This window comes from Marinibactrum halimedae, assembly GCF_021234875.1.
Classification (GTDB): Bacteria; Pseudomonadota; Gammaproteobacteria; order Pseudomonadales; family Cellvibrionaceae; genus Marinibactrum; species Marinibactrum halimedae.
Window position 1 is genome coordinate 125,024 of the sequence record NZ_JAJQVM010000007.1, and the last position, 16,954, is coordinate 141,977.

Here is a 16,954-nt window from a genome sequence, read left to right on the forward strand (position 1 = left end):
TCAAGGGGTTTTCTTACCCAAAGAATACGCATTCACTTAGCGCGCTAGTAGACTGGCAGTGTGAGCCAAAGTTCCGCTCATGAGGCGGGCCAATGATTAATAACGTAGATTCTTAATGACTCTATACATTGCATTGATGAGTTTTGCGTAATTTTTGCCCTTATTGTGTGTAAGTTGCTCTAATTACGGTGGCTTAGCAAAAAAGTCTCTTCTTGGTGATGTTTAACGCAAGAAAGCCGGGCAAAATTCACGGAGTTTCGTTATATTCACCCCTCAAGGATGAACGTTCAGTCAGCACTTTAATTTTGCCTATTTATCGACACGTTTTACTACGCTTACCTAAGTTCGTCTTTTTTAATTACTAGCACTAACTTTAACTAGCATTAACGTTACTAGCATTAACTTTACGAGCTCTACCGATGCTGAATCAGCATCACTGACTTTATCGTCGTACTTTTTATGAAGTCGTACTAATTTTATAAAGTCGTACTAATTTTATGAAGTCGTACTAATTTTATAAAAATGCTTCTCGCCAAAAGTGAGAGGTATTTGTCACCCGTTTAACCAACTTGACACCGAATAATAATGAACGAAGAGGCATCAGCAGTGGAAATCAATTGCGTCATGACAGACAACACCGACGCTTTTTTAGAGCGCATGGTCGAGGTGATCGACGAGTATCACCCCAAGGCCGACCGTGAAGCATTAAAGCACTTTGCAGAAATCTATTTTCAACGATTCCCATTGGCTGAGTTTGACGGTCGACAATACAAAGACGTCTATGGCTGCTTAGCGGAACTGTGGCGAAAGTTTCAACTGTTAGAGCCTGGGCACATTGCCGCCCGTGTGTTTAACCCTAACTTGGAAGAAAACGGTTGGTTGTCTAACCACACCATTGTGGATGTGTTAGTGGAAGACATGCCGTTTTTAACCGATTCCATTCGTATTGAATTTAACCGTCGTCATATTCCGGTGCATTTTTTAAAAAGTACCGTGTTGCAAGTTACTCGTGATGCGCAAGGCAAATTGGTTGAAGTCCACGGTCGCAATGAGGCCCCGGCCAAAGCCAAGAAAGGTCAGGTCGTACAAAAAGAGGCGTTGATTTATTTTGAAATTAACCGTCATGCGTCCATGGGTGATTTGCTGTCTATGCGTGATGCGATTGTCTCCGTGCTCGAAGAAATTCGTCAGGTCGTAAAAGACTATGGCCCCATGGTTGACTGCGCGAAACACGTATCGGATAACTTAGAGTTGAGTTTGCAAAAAGAAGGCCGTGAAGCCGCTGGCGATTTGGTGAATGAGTCCAAAGCGTTTTTGCATTGGCTAACTCAGGGGAATTTCACTTTTTTAGGCTATGCTGAGTTTGATCTGATTCGTGACGGTGATGAAGCCACTCTGAAAGAAAGAGAAGAAAAGCGACTGGGTATTTTTAAACCTCGGCAAGGGGTTGTCGCACCGGAATTGTCCTCAGAATTCAGTGAGGGCATGGAGCGTTTTTATCTGTCCTACAACAACATTGCCTTTACCAAATCGGCGGTGCGTTCACGTATTCATCGCAGTGCCTATTCCGATTACGTTGTTGTTAAACGATATAATAAAAGCGGTGACATTATTGGTGAAAGCCGTTTTGTTGGTTTGTATACCTCCATGGTGTACGACAATAAAATTTACGACATTCCGGTTGTGCGTAAAAAAGTGGAAGAGGTAGTCAGTCGTTCAGGCCATGACATGTCCACGTTTGAAGGTAAGTCCTTTGGTCGTATATTAGAAACCTTCCCCCGAGATGAATTATTCCAAGTCAGCACCAGTGAATTGCTGTCGATTACGACGGGTGTGGCGCAAATTAATGAACGCTCCCAGGTGCGTTTATTTATGCGCAAAGACGCTTACGGAAAATTCATCAATTTTTTGGTGTATGTCCCTCGTGATTTGTTCAGCACAAAAATTCGGTTAAAAATTCAAGATCTCATCACCAGCGAAATAAACGCGTTGGAATCCGAGTTTAATACCCACTTCTCTGAATCCATTTTAGCCCGTGCTCACCTTGTTTTTCGGGTAGACCCAGAGTCTGTGATCAATGTGGATGTCGAGGCATTAGAACGCAAAATTATCGATTTAACCCGTGGCTGGGACGATCATTTTTACACGGCATTGCTAGAGGCGTTTGGCGAAGAACGTGCCACAAAATACCGCAGCGAGTACGGTTTGGCGTTCACGGAAGGCTACCGTGAAGCCTACGATGCCCGCACGGCGGTATCGGATATTCAATCTATTGAAACGCTCACCCCAGAACGCCCGGTGGCGATGAGTTTTTATCAGGCTCTGAACTCCGCACCCAATGAAATTCGTTTTAAAGTTTTCCAACGAGATAGCTCGATAGAGTTATCCAGTGTTGTGCCTATTTTGGAGAACCTTGGTCTACGTGTGTTGGGTGAATACCCTTATGCCATCGAAAATGAGCAGGGTCAGAGCGTGTATTTGCACGATTTCTATTTGCTTTATAGCCACAAAAGCAAAGTGGATGTCAGTGCGTCTCGTAAAATTTTCCAAGAAGCGTTTGAAGCTATTTGGTTGGAGCAAGTAGAGAGTGACGCCTTTAATCGTTTGGTGATTGCCTCGCGCATTAGTTGGCGGGAAGTCTCGATGTTACGGGCTTATGCTCGATACATGAAACAAACGGTCATTAATTACAGCCAATCGTACATTGCCGATACCTTATGCAATCACGTTGAAGTGACCCGCAATTTAGTGGCCTTGTTTAAAGGCCGATTTGACCCCCGCGTGAATCAATTCACGAAATTAGATAACGATCGGGTTGAGCGGCTGAATAAAAAAATTCTCGACAGTTTAGAAGAGGTGGATAACCTCAACGAAGACCGTATTTTGCGTCGCTATTTGGAATTGATGAACGGCACCTTACGGACGAATTATTTCCAGAAAGACTATTCCCAAGACGGCAGCGTCGGTCAGACGAAAGATTACATCTCCTTTAAGTTATCGCCACGGGATATTCCGGATATTCCAGAACCTCGACCCATGTTCGAGATTTTTGTGTATTCCCCACGCATTGAAGGAGTGCATTTACGCGGGGGCAAAGTGGCCCGAGGTGGTTTGCGCTGGTCGGATCGTTTACAAGATTACCGTACTGAAGTATTGGGCTTGGTGAAAGCGCAGCAGGTGAAAAATGCGGTGATTGTGCCTAACGGAGCAAAAGGTGGGTTTGTGGTGAAAAAGCCGCCCACCACCGGCGGGCGAAAAGCGTTTATGGAAGAGGGCGTTGCTTGCTATCAGACCTTTATTCAAGGTTTATTGGATGTGACGGATAACATCATTAATGGTGAAGTGGTGCATCCCACTGAGGTTGTCCATCACGATGAAGATGATCCGTATTTGGTGGTGGCCGCCGATAAAGGCACGGCGACTTTTTCCGATATTGCCAATGAGATTTCCATTCGCTACGGCCATTGGTTGGGGGACGCATTTGCGTCTGGCGGCAGCCAGGGGTACGACCATAAAGGCATGGGCATTACGGCTCGAGGCGCTTGGGTATCGGTTCAGCGTCATTTTAAAGAGCAGGGCGTGGATATCCAGAAAGAAGACTTCACGGTGATTGGCGTGGGCGATATGGCCGGGGATGTGTTTGGCAACGGGATGTTGTTGTCAGAGCATATTCGCTTATGCGCCGCGTTTAACCATATGCACATTTTTATTGACCCGGAGCCCAATGCCGCTAAAACTTTTGTTGAGCGCCAGCGCCTGTTCGATAACCCGCAATTAAATTGGGGCGATTACGATAAATCACTCATTTCTAAGGGGGGGGGTATTTTCTCGCGCAGTGCCAAAAGCATCGTGATTACGCCGCAAATGAAAGCCCGTTTTTCCATTATTGAAGATCGGTTAGCCCCAACGGATTTAATTCATCGTTTATTAAAAGCCCCAGTGGATTTAATTTGGAATGGAGGCATTGGTACTTATGTTAAAGGCTCCAACGAAAGCCACAGTGACGTGGGCGATAAAGCCAACGATGCCTTGCGTATTAATGGAAGCCAATTGCGTTGTAAAGTCTTTGGCGAAGGCGGCAATTTGGGCATGACTCAGTTGGGGCGTGTCGAATTTTGTTTAAATGGTGGTGCCTGTAATACCGACTTTATTGACAATGCAGCCGGAGTGGATTGCTCTGACCACGAAGTGAATATCAAGATTTTAATTGATGGTTTGCTCGCGCAAGGGGACATGACCACCAAACAGCGCAATGCGTTATTGGCGGACATGACCGACCAAGTTGCAGAGTTGGTGTTATCCAATAATTATCAGCAAACACAGGCCATCAGTGTTGCATTGTCTGAGTCTGGTGGACGCTTTGCAGAATACCGGCGTTTAATCAGTCGCTTGGAAAGTGAAGGGCGATTAAATCGCCGTCTTGAATATTTGCCGGACGACGACGTGTTACTGGAGCGTCACAGTCAGGGGAAGAATTTAAGTCGTCCAGAATTGTCGGTGCTGATTTCTTACGTCAAAGTCGTGTTAAAAGAAGTCTTGGCGGAGGATCAGATTGCACAGGACGATTACATTGCCAATATTATTGAGGAGGCGTTTCCACCTTTACTGCGGGAAAAATTCCCCAATGAAATTCGTCAACACATTCTGCGTCGTGAAATTATAGCCACCCAGCTGGCCAATGATTTGGTGAATAATGCGGGTATTACCTATTTTCATCGGTTAATGGAATCCACCGGCGCGGCACCGGTAGCGCTTGCGCGTGCTTATGTCACCGCCCGAGATACCTTTCGATATCCTGAATTTCGCCAAGAGGTGGAGGGGTTGGATTTCGCTCAGCCGACGGATATTCAATTTACGTTGTTAAAAGACATGATTCGCCGAGTGCGTCGAGGGACCCGTTGGTTCTTGCGCAATCGTCGTCAAGAATTAAATATTGCTTTCGAGGTTAACCACTTTAAGACGGTGTTAAACGAACTGGCGACGATTTTGCCGCTCGTATTAACCGGTGCAGAATTAGAGCGTTGGCAAAAGAAATACGACAGTTTAAAAGCCTTAGGGCTCAGTGATGACTTTGCCAAAGCCGGCGCGGTGCCGTCCAGTTTGTACTCTGGGTTGGGCCTAGTGGAAGCGGCAAAATCCAGTGGCGCGACAGTGAAGGAAGTGGCGCACATGTTTTTCCATGTGAGCGAACAACTGGGTTTAAATTGGTTTGCTCGACAAATCTCTGAGGTCACCGTAGAGACTTATTGGCAAGCCATGGCGCGAGAGGCCTTTTTGGATGATATGGAAGCTCAAATGCGGTCTATCACCATAGCGTTATTGCGCGTAAAGCCCAGCAATATGGATTTTGTGGCGGTCTTTGAAGCGTGGCGTACTCAGCATAAAGAATTATACGGACGCTGGACGTCGATGATGCTAGAGCTACAAGCCAGTACGACTACCGACTTCGCCATGTTCTCGGTGGCAATGCGTGAGCTTTATGACTTGGCCCATGCTTCTAGCCAATGCGAATCCTTGGACGACAGCAGTGAAGCATGCCGACTTAATGTTTAATGTGTCGGAAGCTTGATTGTATCTGAGAGAGTCGTTTAGAGAGTTGCGTTTTCAATAAAGTTAAGGCTCTGCCGCAGTGTTGCGGCGGAGTTTTCATGTAAAAAAGCCATGTCAAATCCAGGCCCTGCCGTATCCAGCATTGATGTTCGTTTATCTATTCCTGCCCAAGAGTATTTGCGCTTGTATCAATCCGGTGTCGCGAATGTATCGGCGGTGGCGGTGGATGGCCGTCGGGTGCAGTTTCCCAGCCGCGCTTTACGGCCGTTTGTGACCCATCAGGGGGTGGTGGGTATGTTTCGGCTTTATCTCGATGAAGATAATCGATTGGTGAATCTTGTTAGAGTCTAATTTTTTAGATTCAAGGTTTTTAGAGGCTAGGTTTTTAGAGGCTAAGTTTTTAGAGGTTAAGTTTTATGGTGCCACATGATTATTAGTTCACATTACTTTTGTCGTTGAACAAAGGTGTCCACAGCTTTATGCCATGGACATTCAGTGTTGATTAAACAAGTGAGCGGTACCCAATTCGAAACCCACCCCAATGCCGACCCTTGACCATAATGGGTACGGATAAATCGTGCATAACCTCGCCGGTATCTCGTTTATAGGTTTGGAGCAAAAACGTTTGTGTATGACTGCCACAGCGTGACCCGGTTCGATCAGTAAAAATACGTTTGGTACGGTTATTGACTAAATCTTTTTCATAATTCCCTGTGAGAGGTTGACTGTATTTTTTATTATGGGTTGGGAAATACCCATTGATGTCGACGGCACCGGCAAAGGCAAATGATTTATTGGAGGTTAAAATCGGCTCTTGAATGGCGGGCAGAACTTGATCTGTAAAGTCATCGAAGCGAGTAGTGTGTTTAGCGGGGTTGGTATTTGGAATGGGGACGTAGTGTGTATCAAATAAAGCTTCATTGCTGATACGACCGGATTGCAAAGCTTCTTCAAATACTCGGCCAATATCGCTGGCCGCTTTCGTTGCGGCGGCTCTCGCGCTGTCATGGGGTTCTCCTAGGCCTCCTTCAGAAAAAAGCTCATAAATTTTTTCGGCGGTTTCGGATAAATGTTGGCTTCGCTCAGAAATGGATGCAATTTCCTGTTCGTTGGTTTCCAGTCGTTGGCCGGCTTGGGCCACAATGCCTGAAATAGTTTGAATATTCGCGCTACTGCCTTCAACATTTTGGGCAATGGCATTAATACTGCCTTGAACTTCTTCAGAGCGAGCGTAAATGGATGTGAGGTGGTGGCCGATTTGTTGGGTCATGCCCACACCTTTATCAATGGTGTCAATCAATGCTTGGCTGTTATTAACGGCGCCTTGAATTTCATTGTTGATCTCGGTGACAGTGTTGCCTATTTGATTTGTAGCGGAAGAAGTTTTTGCAGCTAGGGCGCGAACTTCATCTGCCACCACGGCAAACCCTCGCCCTTGTTCACCCGCACGAGCCGCTTCAATCGCTGCGTTAAGGGCGAGAAGGTTAGTTTGTTCGGCAATATCGCTAATGACAGATGTAACCGATTGAATGGCACCAGATTTTGCTTCCAGTTGCCCGATAATACTGGCGTTGATATTTACCTCTTCTCGGGTTCCTTCCATTTGAGGGATCGTTTTTTCGACCACCTGCTTACCGGTAAGGTTAATTTTTTTAGTTTCGTCGGCAGACCTCGCAGCGTCTTTTACTTGATTGACAATATCCTCAACACTACGGTGAATGTGTTCCGCTGTTTCGACAATTTCTGCATTGTCAGCAACTTCTTCATGCATTTTTTTCTGTAATTGATCTGCAGCAAAAGACATTTCCGCTGCCGCAATAGCAATCTTGCTGCCCTGCTGGGTAAGGGAGTGTTGCCATATTTTCTGTTGTTCCAGAGTTTCTTCTATGTGTCGTAATTCAGGAATGCTTTCCATTTCTTTTTGTAAGTCCGGTAAAAAGCTATCACGGGTCCCTTGAATGCGCTCTCCGATGGCGGATAACACGCGTTGTTCTCGTTGAATATGACGTAAATAAATAATCAGTAAAGCAGCCGTGCTACTCACAAGCCCAATAAGGTAAGGCTGTAAGGGGTTGGGTGTGGTGAAGAAGCTGATTAGAAAAATAAGTGGTGCGACGATAAGAAAAGAGATCAAACAAGAGATCATGAAGCGGTGGTGTGGCATAACAATTACCGGGTCTTTATTACATAAACATAAACATAAACATAAAGATTAAACCTGATTGAGAGAAAAGACACCAAAAATGCCATGTAATAAATAAAGGTCATAAAGCGATCACTTTGATCGGGTTTTAAGTGGGGCGAGGTTATAAAAGATTCGATCTGTTCATAAAATGTAAAGTTCATGTCGAATTTCGCAAAATGCTCAAATAGTAGTTGAAAAGATAATGATAGTGATTATCATTAGCGAATAATATTTTCTCTATAGGTATTTGGGTATGAATATGGCAGCACGTCATACAATTAATAAAAAAAGTGTAACGATTGATCATTCAGATTTATTGGCTTATGAATCAGATAAGTCTGTTGTTCAATTGGGAGAGCGCTTTCAAGACGTACTGTTCAGTGACAAAAGCCTCTCTATTTTTAATCGCATGGTGATGCGTGGCGCTTCTATTGTGACAAAACACGTTGCAAATGCTCAAGCGCCGTTCAGTGGTATTCGACCTGTTGAGCTGGCAAAGGCTTTCTCTGATATTGATTTAAATGTACCGCAAGACTCCCTTGAACATGCCATGGCAGAGTTGGAGCAATTGTATTTGAAGGATGCGGTGTATTTTCATCATCCGAATTACTTGGCGCACTTAAATCCGCCAATTACCAACGTTTCCATTATGGCGGAATTAATTCAAGCAGCGATGAATACGTCAGTGGATACTTGGGATCAAAGTGGTGGTGGAACGTTAATTGAGCAAAAGATTATTGATTGGACGGCGGAGCGAATTGGGTTTGACCTTGCTCATGCAGATGGCATTTTTACCAGTGGGGGCACACAATCTAATTTAATGGCCATGTTATTGGCGCGTGATCAATTTTGCTTGAACCATCTTAATGGTCATAGTATTCGTGACCAAGGATTACCGAAAGAGTTTTCTCGGTTCCGATTTTTTGTGTCGGAAATGAGCCATTTTAGTTTGCAAAAAGCGTCTGCTATTTTAGGCATGGGTTACGATGCGGTTGTCTCGATAAAAACGGATGCCCATTATCGAATGGATGTAGAGGCGTTAGACGCCGCAGTTCAGGCGTGCCTTAATGAGGGCAATATTCCTATTGCAGTGGTTGCCACCATGGGTACAACGGATTTTGGGAGTATTGATCCTATTGAATCGATGTCTCGTCTTTGTCGTCAGCATGGTCTTTGGTTACATGCGGATGCGGCTTACGGCTGTGGATTATTAGTATCAGAAAAGCATCAGTCATTGATTGCTGCAATTCATCATGCAGACTCAGTTACACTAGATTATCATAAATCGTTTTTACAGCCCGTCGCTTGCGGCGCTTTTTTGGTAAAAGATAAAGCCCATTTGGGGTGTTTAACCTATCATGCGGATTATTTAAACCCGTTAAGTCAGCAAGTTGAGGGAACACCGAATTTGGTGTCAAAAAGCATTCAAACTACACGTCGCTTTGATGCATTAAAATTATGGTTAAGTTTGCGTACTCTGGGTGCTCATACGATTGGCACCGCGTTTGATAAAGCCATACAGTTGGCAAGAAGGGTATATCAGCAGTATCACCGTAATCCAAACATACAGTGTATTCACTCGCCAGAATTGAGTACGTTAGTCTTTCGGTACACGCCAAGGTCGTTATCGCCTCTAAACGAAGCGGATTTAGCTCTGTTGGATGAAATCAATATTACTATTCGTAAACGGTTAGCCAGAAACGCAGAGGCAATGATTGCGTCAACCAAAGTCAAGGGCGCTTTGTATTTGAAATTTACCTTTTTAAATCCAGAAACAACATTGGAAAGTGTGAGTGACGTTGTAGAGCGCATTATTTTTATTGGTGATGAGTTATGGCGTAATTACTTGAAAGTGGCGCAAGCGACACTGAACTCCTTGTCGATACCGCAAGAGAGCGAAGCGGATTAGTAAGCTGCTCTCGAAGGTGTATTCTCAAAATTTAGGTTAAAAATAGACTTCTTTTAAAATTATTTAAAAATAAAAGATTCTGTTTAAATAATATTATTTGAAAGGCGCTCATTTTTTATTGGGTGTTTTTTGGATTTTTATTTTTTCATTTTTAATTTTCAGGAAAGTATTCTTTCAGTGGTGTTGTTGAAACGCCTTTGAGGTGCTTTGTTATTACTATTGGTTGAAGGTCTGGGGATATGATTTACGACGTGATTGGTATTGGTGTTGGGCCATTTAATTTAAGTTTGGCGGCGTTAACCTCTAATCTTTCCGAAGTGAAAACGTTATTTTTGGATCAACGTTCGGGGTTTGATTGGCACCCTGGTTTAATGATTGAAGGCGTGCATTTACAAACCCCATTTATGTCGGATTTGGTGACGTTGGCAGACCCAACGCACCCATTAAGCTTTTTGAATTACAGTAAGCAAAAGGGTCGATTGTATTCTTTTTATATTCGGGAGGATTTTTTCCTATTAAGGCAAGAATATAATGCCTATTGTCAGTGGGCGGTGAAACAAATCCCCAGCATCCAATGGGGCAAACGAGTGGAGGTTTTGCGGTATGTCTCTCAAGAGGCGGGTTTAGATTCTCAAAGTGGACATTATGAAGTCACTATGGTGGATGTGAGCACTGGAAAAACCGAAACCGTTTGTGCTAAAAAAGTCGTATTGGGCACAGGCCCTAAGCCTTTCATCCCAGAGTCTTGTCGACCTTTGTTGGAAAAAAATGAGCCAATCTTGCATTCATCAGATTACTTATATCAAAAGGCTCAATTACAATCTCAGCGCAAAATCACGGTGGTAGGCAGTGGTCAAAGTGCGGCTGAAATTTTCTATGATTTGTTGTCAGAGATTGATCAGTATAATTACGAACTCAATTGGATTACCAGTGCACCTCGTTTTTACCCCTTAGAGTACACCAAACTCACGTTAGAGATGACATCACCGGAGTATGTGGATTATTTTCACGCACTGCCCCGTGAGAAACGGGATCAGTTGGTGGCTTCTCAAAAAAACCTCTATAAAGGTATAAATGGTAGCTTAATTGATGAAATATTCGAAATACTCTATCGCAAGCGATTGAATGCGGATCGAGTGGGTCAAGATTTGCCGGTAACTATTTTGACGAACAGTAAGGTTGTCTCTGTTCAAGAAAATAAACAAAAACACGATAACCATCAACGGAATCCAGAAGTTGTGCTCGACTGTTATCACTCTGAGCAAGAAAAAGATTTTTCTATCACTACCGAAGGATTGGTGTTGGCCACGGGCTTCCATTACCAAGAGCCAGCATTTTTGTCACCCATTAAAGATCGCATTCGTTATGATGGTAAGCAGCGTTTTGATGTGAATCGCAACTACAGCATTGATAAAAGCGGGCAAACATTGTTTGTGCAAAACGCCGAATTGCATACCCATGGTTTTGTATCGCCGGACTTGGGTATGGCGTGTTACCGCAACTCTATTTTAATTAAAGAAATAACCGGTGTAGAACATTACCCCATTGAAGAGCGCATTGCATTTCAACACTTTGGTGTACCCGAGCAGACTTGCGGTGAAAAAAACGAGAATGTATTAAACGCTTCCCACGTTGTGTGTGAATCCATTGAGTAGCCTGTAAGGCAGCGATTGTACGCTGCTTTTTTGAAAAAGAATCCATTTATTAGAACAGGATAGGAATGCGTAAGGTATGAATACCGCCCCTGTATTTGAGCATCATGATGACATTGGCCCGCTTTTTATTCGTGAGCTGAACCCCAAGAAAGACGCGATTTTAATCCATTCTTGGGTCTCGCAACCCTATGCGAAATTTTGGAAAATGACAGACTACACACCACATCAGGTGTGTGACTTTTATGACACCTTAAATGCGAATGCTCATAGCCAATCTTATCTTGGCTATTGGAAAGACTCGCCATGCTTTCTTATTGAGATTTATGACCCTAAGCATGATCCTGTCGGTGAGCACTATTCGGTACAACCGGGTGATAGGGGAGTGCATATATTAGTGGCCCCAAGCGATACGCCTGTGTCAGGTTTTACGAAACGTATTTTCAACAGTGTATTAGCGTTCATGTTTTCTGAGTTGGGCGCCAAGCGTATTGTGGTGGAGCCGGATGTAAATAATCAAAATATTCACGCCATTAACAAAGCGTTTGGTTTTATTCATGAGCGCCGTATTCAATTAGGGGAGAAAGAGGCTTATCTCGGCTTTTGTGATCGAGATCAATATGAGCATTCGTGGGGACGACGTTGGTTGATGCATCAGTGGCCTCAGTATCCTGATATGCAAGATCCTGCTATGCAAAAATCACCGGATCATTTAGATCCTGAAATATGGACTCAGGTAAATCGGCAGCATATTCGTAAATGTCTTGCAGAGCTCAGCCATGAGCGTATTTTACAGCCTCAATGGGTCGCCGATTGTGGAGAAGCCAAGCGTTATCGTTTAACCAGCGATTTGCCTTCAGTGGAATACGAATTTGAGGCTGTGTTGTTGCCCTTAGATCACTGGGTTGTTAATACGGAGACCATCAATAAAAAAGTGGATGGGGAAAATGCCCCATTGGATGCGTTGGCTTTTATCATCGAATTTGCAAATACTCTCGGTATGAGTCAAGCGCAATTGCCGATTTATCTTGAAGAAATTTCGGCCACGCTCAACAGTGCGGCATTTAAAATAAAGAAACCCTATTTAACGGCAGGTCAGCTTATCAATGCGGATTTTCAAGCGGTTGAAACCGGTATGAATGAAGGTCACCCGTCGTTTATTGCGAATAATGGTCGAATTGGTTTTGATGCAGAAGATTTTGCCCGTTATGCCCCTGAGGCAGCCATGCCATTTCGCATTTTATGGTTGGCCGCGCATCATGCCAAAGCGGAGTTTTCCTCTTCCACGATTACCGATTATGAATCGCTGGTTCGACAAGAATTAGATTGCACCACACGCGAACGTTTCGAACGCCTATTATTGGGCCAGCAAGTTAACCCTGCCGATTATATTTTAATACCTGTCCACCCATGGCAATGGCGAAATAAATTGGCTCATGCTTATTCAACGGATTTGGCTCTGAAAAACTTGGTGTTTTTAGGAGAGGGGGATGATTATTATCAACCGCAACAATCCATTCGCACCATGTTCAATGTCACACAACCTCAGAAATATTATGTGAAAACGGCATTGTCTATTTTGAATATGGGGTTTGTACGGGGGTTGTCTGCGGCCTACATGAGTGTGACACCGGCCATTAACGATTGGGTGTTTAGTGTTGTTGATAATGATGACATCTTGAAGGAGTACGGTTTTAAAGTGCTGAGAGAATTGGCCGCCGTTGGGTATCGTAATGATCATTATTGTCATGAGAGCGTAAAAGATAACCCGTATAAAAAAATGCTTGCGGCATTATGGCGAGAGAGTCCGGTGAATTTTATTGAGCCTGGTCAGCAACTGATGACCATGGCTTCATTGCTGCACGTTGACCCACAAGGGGGAGCGGTACTGCCTGAATTAATTAAAGCTTCCAGGCTTTCGCCCACGCAATGGATTGCTCGTTATTTGCAGGCGTATCTTACCCCGTTGCTTCATTGTTTATGCCAGCACAAAATGGTGTTTATGCCCCATGGTGAGAACATCATTATGGTGATGGAAAACCACGTCCCGGTCAGTGTGTTTATGAAAGACATTGGGGAAGAGGTGTGCTTGCTTAATCGTGAGATTGTGTTACCTGAAAAAGTACAACGTATAGCGGTGAATGTGCCGGAAGATCATGAGGTCTTGTCTATTTTTACGGACGTCTTTGATTGTTTTTTCCGCTATGTCACCGGTATTTTGTACGAGCATTTGCAGTTGGACCCGAAAGAATTCTGGCGTTGTGTGGCGATGACGATTTGGGAATACCAAGAGCAGCATCCCGAATTTGCAGAAGCCTATCAGCGCTACAATTTATTTGCAGACGAATTTTTATTGTCCTGTTTAAATCGTTTGCAATTGGCCAATAATCAGCAAATGATTGACCTCACTGATCCGTCAAAGTTATTGCAATTCGCGGGAAATTTGAAAAACCCCATTGCGGCTTTTTCAGAGACACCGGTGATGGCATGAATGCGGCAGGCGTAAACGAAGATCTTCTGCAGAGAAAGTTGGCGTTTGCAACCCGCTCGATGAATTCTGCATTGCAGTGGGAAGTATTGCCAAGGGATCAAACAACATCAGAGTTTACGTCTGAGGAACTTCGCGCTAGTAGGCTCGTTCGTCGAGTGTATTGCGCGTTACAACACGCTTATCCTCAGGCTGGGCCTAAATATTGGTCTACACGCACATGGACATTACTGTGTTGGCAACCCATTTATATTGCCTTGGCAGCGGTGCATGGGGTGGGTAAAGTGCCGAATTTTTCTGGATTGTATCAACACCAGAAATCGACCTCTGTTTATGGATACACTTTTGTGGGAAAGGTGTGGGAGCGTGAGATATCAAGTTGCGTCTCTCGCTCATTGGCCGTGGACATAAATGCCTTAATTACTCGTGCGGGCTCTGCTGTTCGAGAGTGGTGTAATAATTTATACCACATGGCTTTTTCTGAATTGTCATTACCAGAGCGGAAAGCCTTACGTTTATTGGGAATGGTGGCGCTTAATGCATTGGATGCCTTAAGCGCGTCAAAATTAATTTCAAAAAGACGTTTATCGTCCTCAATTGATACTCAATGGCTGCAGGCAATGGGTTTAATAAAGCATGTCGGAAGTCAGGAAAAAAATGCCACTTATCAAGGAGGAGCTTGTCGTTATTATTCGAAAACCTGTTGCCTTCATTATCAAGTCGGTGAGCGAGAAACTTGTGTGGATTGCCCGAAGCTCAAGGGGCAGAAGAGAGTGGTGTTCGTCTAAAAACATTATCTGTTTAGAGTATTTCACGTCTGAGCCATAAACTAAAACCAATATTGGAAATGATTATGAATTCTGGGCATCAGCGTTGTATCACGATTGACATTATTCGTGGTATCGGCGCTTTATTATTAGTGGTTATTCATTCGCTGTGGATGTACGGGGCAGACACGGTTCAATTTGAGTCTTCTTTTGGTGTGGTTATTCATGCTATAGGGCAGGGTACATCGGCATTTCTCATTACCATGGGTTTTTCCTTTGCCGTGACGCCTCATCAAGGTTTTGGGTATGGCCTAAAACGAGCCTTGATGATTTTGGCCATGGGGTATTTGATGAATGCATTGAAATTTATTGTGCCCATTGAGGTATTCGGGACCATGCCAGAAAGCTTTATTAATGCTTACGGTTGGCAATCTCCGTTGTCTGGAAATCAGCTTTTGTATTTACTGCTAACGGGCGATATTTTACAAATGGCAGGCATTTCTTTCTTGCTGCTTGCGTTAATTCGTCATTGGTGCCATAACCGATTTGCGATCTTGGGTTTGGTTATAGTTTTTATTGCGATTGGCCCTTTATTAAGGGGGGCTCGTTTAGGAATACCTGGAGTAGATTATGTATTGGATTTACTTTGGGGAGACCAATGGAACGTCTATTTTCCAGTACTGTTCTGGATGCCCGCGATTCTTATCGGTTCCTATTTAGGCATGACGTATAAAAAATACCACTTGACGGACCCACAGATTTTAAAGCAAATGCTTGTGCTGGGGTTGCCGTGCTTCGTTATAGGAAGTGGCTTAAAGTATTTTGATATTGGTACATTTAATGACTTTTTTCATCCTGGCCCTGCGGATATTGTGTATTCATTGGGCGTGTGTTTGTGCTCATTCTCGGTAGTTTGTTTTAGTGTTCTTTCTTTAATCAAAATAAATCGACGAGTGTATCCTGTCATTCAATATCTAAGCCAACGAACGACCTCTATTTATATTATTCAATGGACGTTAGTGTGTTGGGGAATGGGGGTGATCGGTTATAAAACCTTAAATATTCCCCAGTTGATTGCTTTAATGCCGATCATGATAGTGCTAACGCTACTCATCGACTATCTCGTGATGAAATTTATCCGGGTACTGAAAAATGGTTTATTTGCTCGGCGAGTCGCCTTGGAAAACACTTGATAGTATGTCATCAATCGTATGCCATTAATTGTATGTCATTAGTTGTCTGTATATTCATGATGTGCATATCAATGAAACGAACATCAGCGGGTATTTTTGGCATAGAACACAGCAAAAATACCGCAGAGTATGAATACCGAAGCAACCATTAGATGGGTAGTGAGGGGTTCATCGGCAAACACGACGCCACCTAATGCGGCAATCATCGGCACTAATAATTGTAACGATGCGGCAGATAGGGGGCTTAAGCCTTGTAGTGCCATGTACCAGATGGCATAGCCAATAGCGGAGGTTACCCCTCCAGCGGTGATGGCGAGTATAACCCCGGTGGTGCTTATTGATAGCTGATAAAAAGTGGCTGCCAACAAAAGTAAAACAAAAGGCAGCGTGCGAAAGAATTGCCCATGGGTAATTTTGATGGAATTGAGCACGCTTTTGTCATGGGTTGAATTCGCCAGTGCTTTGCCAATCAGGGTATAACTTGCCCATGCGATGCCGGAGAGCGACATTAATAAAAAACCAATAAAAGACGGTTGTGATACGGTGGGCCATACCAAGTAGGCTAAGCCTACAAAGGCGGTAATCATACCTGCCCATTCCATGCTCGATGGTCGTCGACCCTTGAATACTTCACTGATAATCATCGTTAATTGCACGACACCAAATAAAATCAGCGCACCTGCCCCCGTTTCTAACGAGATGTAAGCGAACGAAAACCCTGCTGCATACACAAATAACGCGATGGCTCCCCACCAGCTTTGCCAACCTTGATTGGTTGAAGGTGGAGCAGTCGTTGGCTTCTTCCGTATCGACATTAACGATACCAAACCCCACAAAACCACGACTCCAGACACCAATCGCAAAAGGGTAAAGCCACTGGCATCGATTGCCTCAGACCCTAATGCCAACCGACAGAGGACAGAGTTTCCCGCGAAGGCAAGTAGGGCGAGTGTCGTTAAGAGTATCGTTTTCATAGGCAAAATAATGAACATTGAAGAGGATGAAGGTGACGATATCGGTCACCTTATCAAAGTTTCTCTAGTTCAGCAGGTCTATTTCGAGTGCATTGATGATAGATTGAACTTTGTTTGTGACTAGAAGCCAAAGATTGGCCTTTCTATAGAATAAGCCATACGGTCTTAAGTTTTTAGCGCTAGGTTTATAAAGAATAGAAGGCCTACGGAACCTTTTCGGGTTATTGAGTGGTGGA

General features: G+C 44.0%; 9 protein-coding genes. 7 read left to right on the top strand and 2 right to left on the bottom strand.

Going from position 1 to position 16,954, the window contains the following annotated elements:
- The first annotated feature begins 606 nt into the window (after window positions 1-606).
- Together LU351_RS06135 and LU351_RS06140 are read left to right on the top strand one after the other, a co-directional pair.
- Complete coding sequence (locus tag LU351_RS06135; RefSeq protein WP_232593181.1) at window positions 607-5,553, top strand: NAD-glutamate dehydrogenase; 4,947 nt, start codon at window positions 607-609, stop codon at window positions 5,551-5,553.
- A gap of 108 nt (window positions 5,554-5,661) precedes the next feature.
- Entirely contained in the window at window positions 5,662-5,901 is a 240-nt protein-coding gene (locus LU351_RS06140) for a DUF2835 domain-containing protein (RefSeq protein ID WP_232593182.1), read from the top strand.
- A 151-nt stretch (window positions 5,902-6,052) separates the two neighbouring features.
- Here the strand turns inward: LU351_RS06140 and LU351_RS06145 are convergent, their stop codons facing one another.
- A complete protein-coding gene (locus LU351_RS06145; protein WP_232593183.1) occupies window positions 6,053-7,714 on the bottom strand; it encodes a methyl-accepting chemotaxis protein in 1,662 nt (553 codons plus the stop codon).
- A gap of 274 nt (window positions 7,715-7,988) precedes the next feature.
- Here LU351_RS06145 and LU351_RS06150 point away from each other — a divergent pair, with 274 nt between their 5' ends.
- The 5 genes from LU351_RS06150 (at window position 7,989) to LU351_RS06175 (ending at window position 15,744) form a co-directional block, all read left to right on the top strand.
- Window positions 7,989-9,644 carry a pyridoxal phosphate-dependent decarboxylase family protein gene (locus LU351_RS06150; protein ID WP_232593184.1) on the top strand — a complete coding sequence of 552 codons (1,656 nt, stop codon included), beginning with the start codon at window positions 7,989-7,991 and terminating at the stop codon, window positions 9,642-9,644.
- A gap of 239 nt (window positions 9,645-9,883) precedes the next feature.
- Complete coding sequence (locus tag LU351_RS06155; protein WP_232593185.1) at window positions 9,884-11,299, top strand: lysine N(6)-hydroxylase/L-ornithine N(5)-oxygenase family protein; 1,416 nt, start codon at window positions 9,884-9,886, stop codon at window positions 11,297-11,299.
- Window positions 11,300-11,375: 76 nt separating this feature from the next.
- Complete coding sequence (locus tag LU351_RS06165; RefSeq protein WP_269783317.1) at window positions 11,376-13,787, top strand: GNAT family N-acetyltransferase; 2,412 nt, start codon at window positions 11,376-11,378, stop codon at window positions 13,785-13,787.
- Window positions 13,784-14,572, top strand: coding sequence for a (2Fe-2S)-binding protein (locus tag LU351_RS06170; protein WP_232593186.1), 789 nt, complete (start codon window positions 13,784-13,786; stop codon window positions 14,570-14,572). Before LU351_RS06165 ends, LU351_RS06170 begins: the two co-directional genes overlap by 4 nt.
- Before the next feature lie 65 nt (window positions 14,573-14,637).
- Window positions 14,638-15,744, top strand: a complete 1,107-nt coding sequence (locus tag LU351_RS06175) for a heparan-alpha-glucosaminide N-acetyltransferase domain-containing protein (protein WP_232593187.1) — start codon at window positions 14,638-14,640, stop codon at window positions 15,742-15,744.
- A gap of 83 nt (window positions 15,745-15,827) precedes the next feature.
- On the opposite strand, the gene LU351_RS06180 is transcribed toward LU351_RS06175, so the two are convergent.
- Window positions 15,828-16,718 carry a DMT family transporter gene (locus LU351_RS06180; protein ID WP_232593188.1) on the bottom strand — a complete coding sequence of 297 codons (891 nt, stop codon included), beginning with the start codon at window positions 16,716-16,718 and terminating at the stop codon, window positions 15,828-15,830.
- Window positions 16,719-16,954: the final 236 nt, after the last annotated feature.

Bases quoted from the DNA above. Each gene is read 5' to 3' on its own strand.
- LU351_RS06180 (WP_232593188.1), bottom strand. From the start codon at position 16,718: ATGAAAACGATACTCTTAACGACACTCGCCCTACTTGCCTTCGCGGGA.
- LU351_RS06165 (WP_269783317.1), top strand. From the start codon at position 11,376: ATGAATACCGCCCCTGTATTTGAGCATCATGATGACATTGGCCCGCTT.
- LU351_RS06170 (WP_232593186.1), top strand. From the start codon at position 13,784: ATGAATGCGGCAGGCGTAAACGAAGATCTTCTGCAGAGAAAGTTGGCG.
- LU351_RS06155 (WP_232593185.1), top strand. From the start codon at position 9,884: ATGATTTACGACGTGATTGGTATTGGTGTTGGGCCATTTAATTTAAGT.
- LU351_RS06150 (WP_232593184.1), top strand. From the start codon at position 7,989: ATGAATATGGCAGCACGTCATACAATTAATAAAAAAAGTGTAACGATT.
- LU351_RS06175 (WP_232593187.1), top strand. From the start codon at position 14,638: ATGAATTCTGGGCATCAGCGTTGTATCACGATTGACATTATTCGTGGT.
- LU351_RS06145 (WP_232593183.1), bottom strand. From the start codon at position 7,714: ATGCCACACCACCGCTTCATGATCTCTTGTTTGATCTCTTTTCTTATC.
- LU351_RS06140 (WP_232593182.1), top strand. From the start codon at position 5,662: ATGTCAAATCCAGGCCCTGCCGTATCCAGCATTGATGTTCGTTTATCT.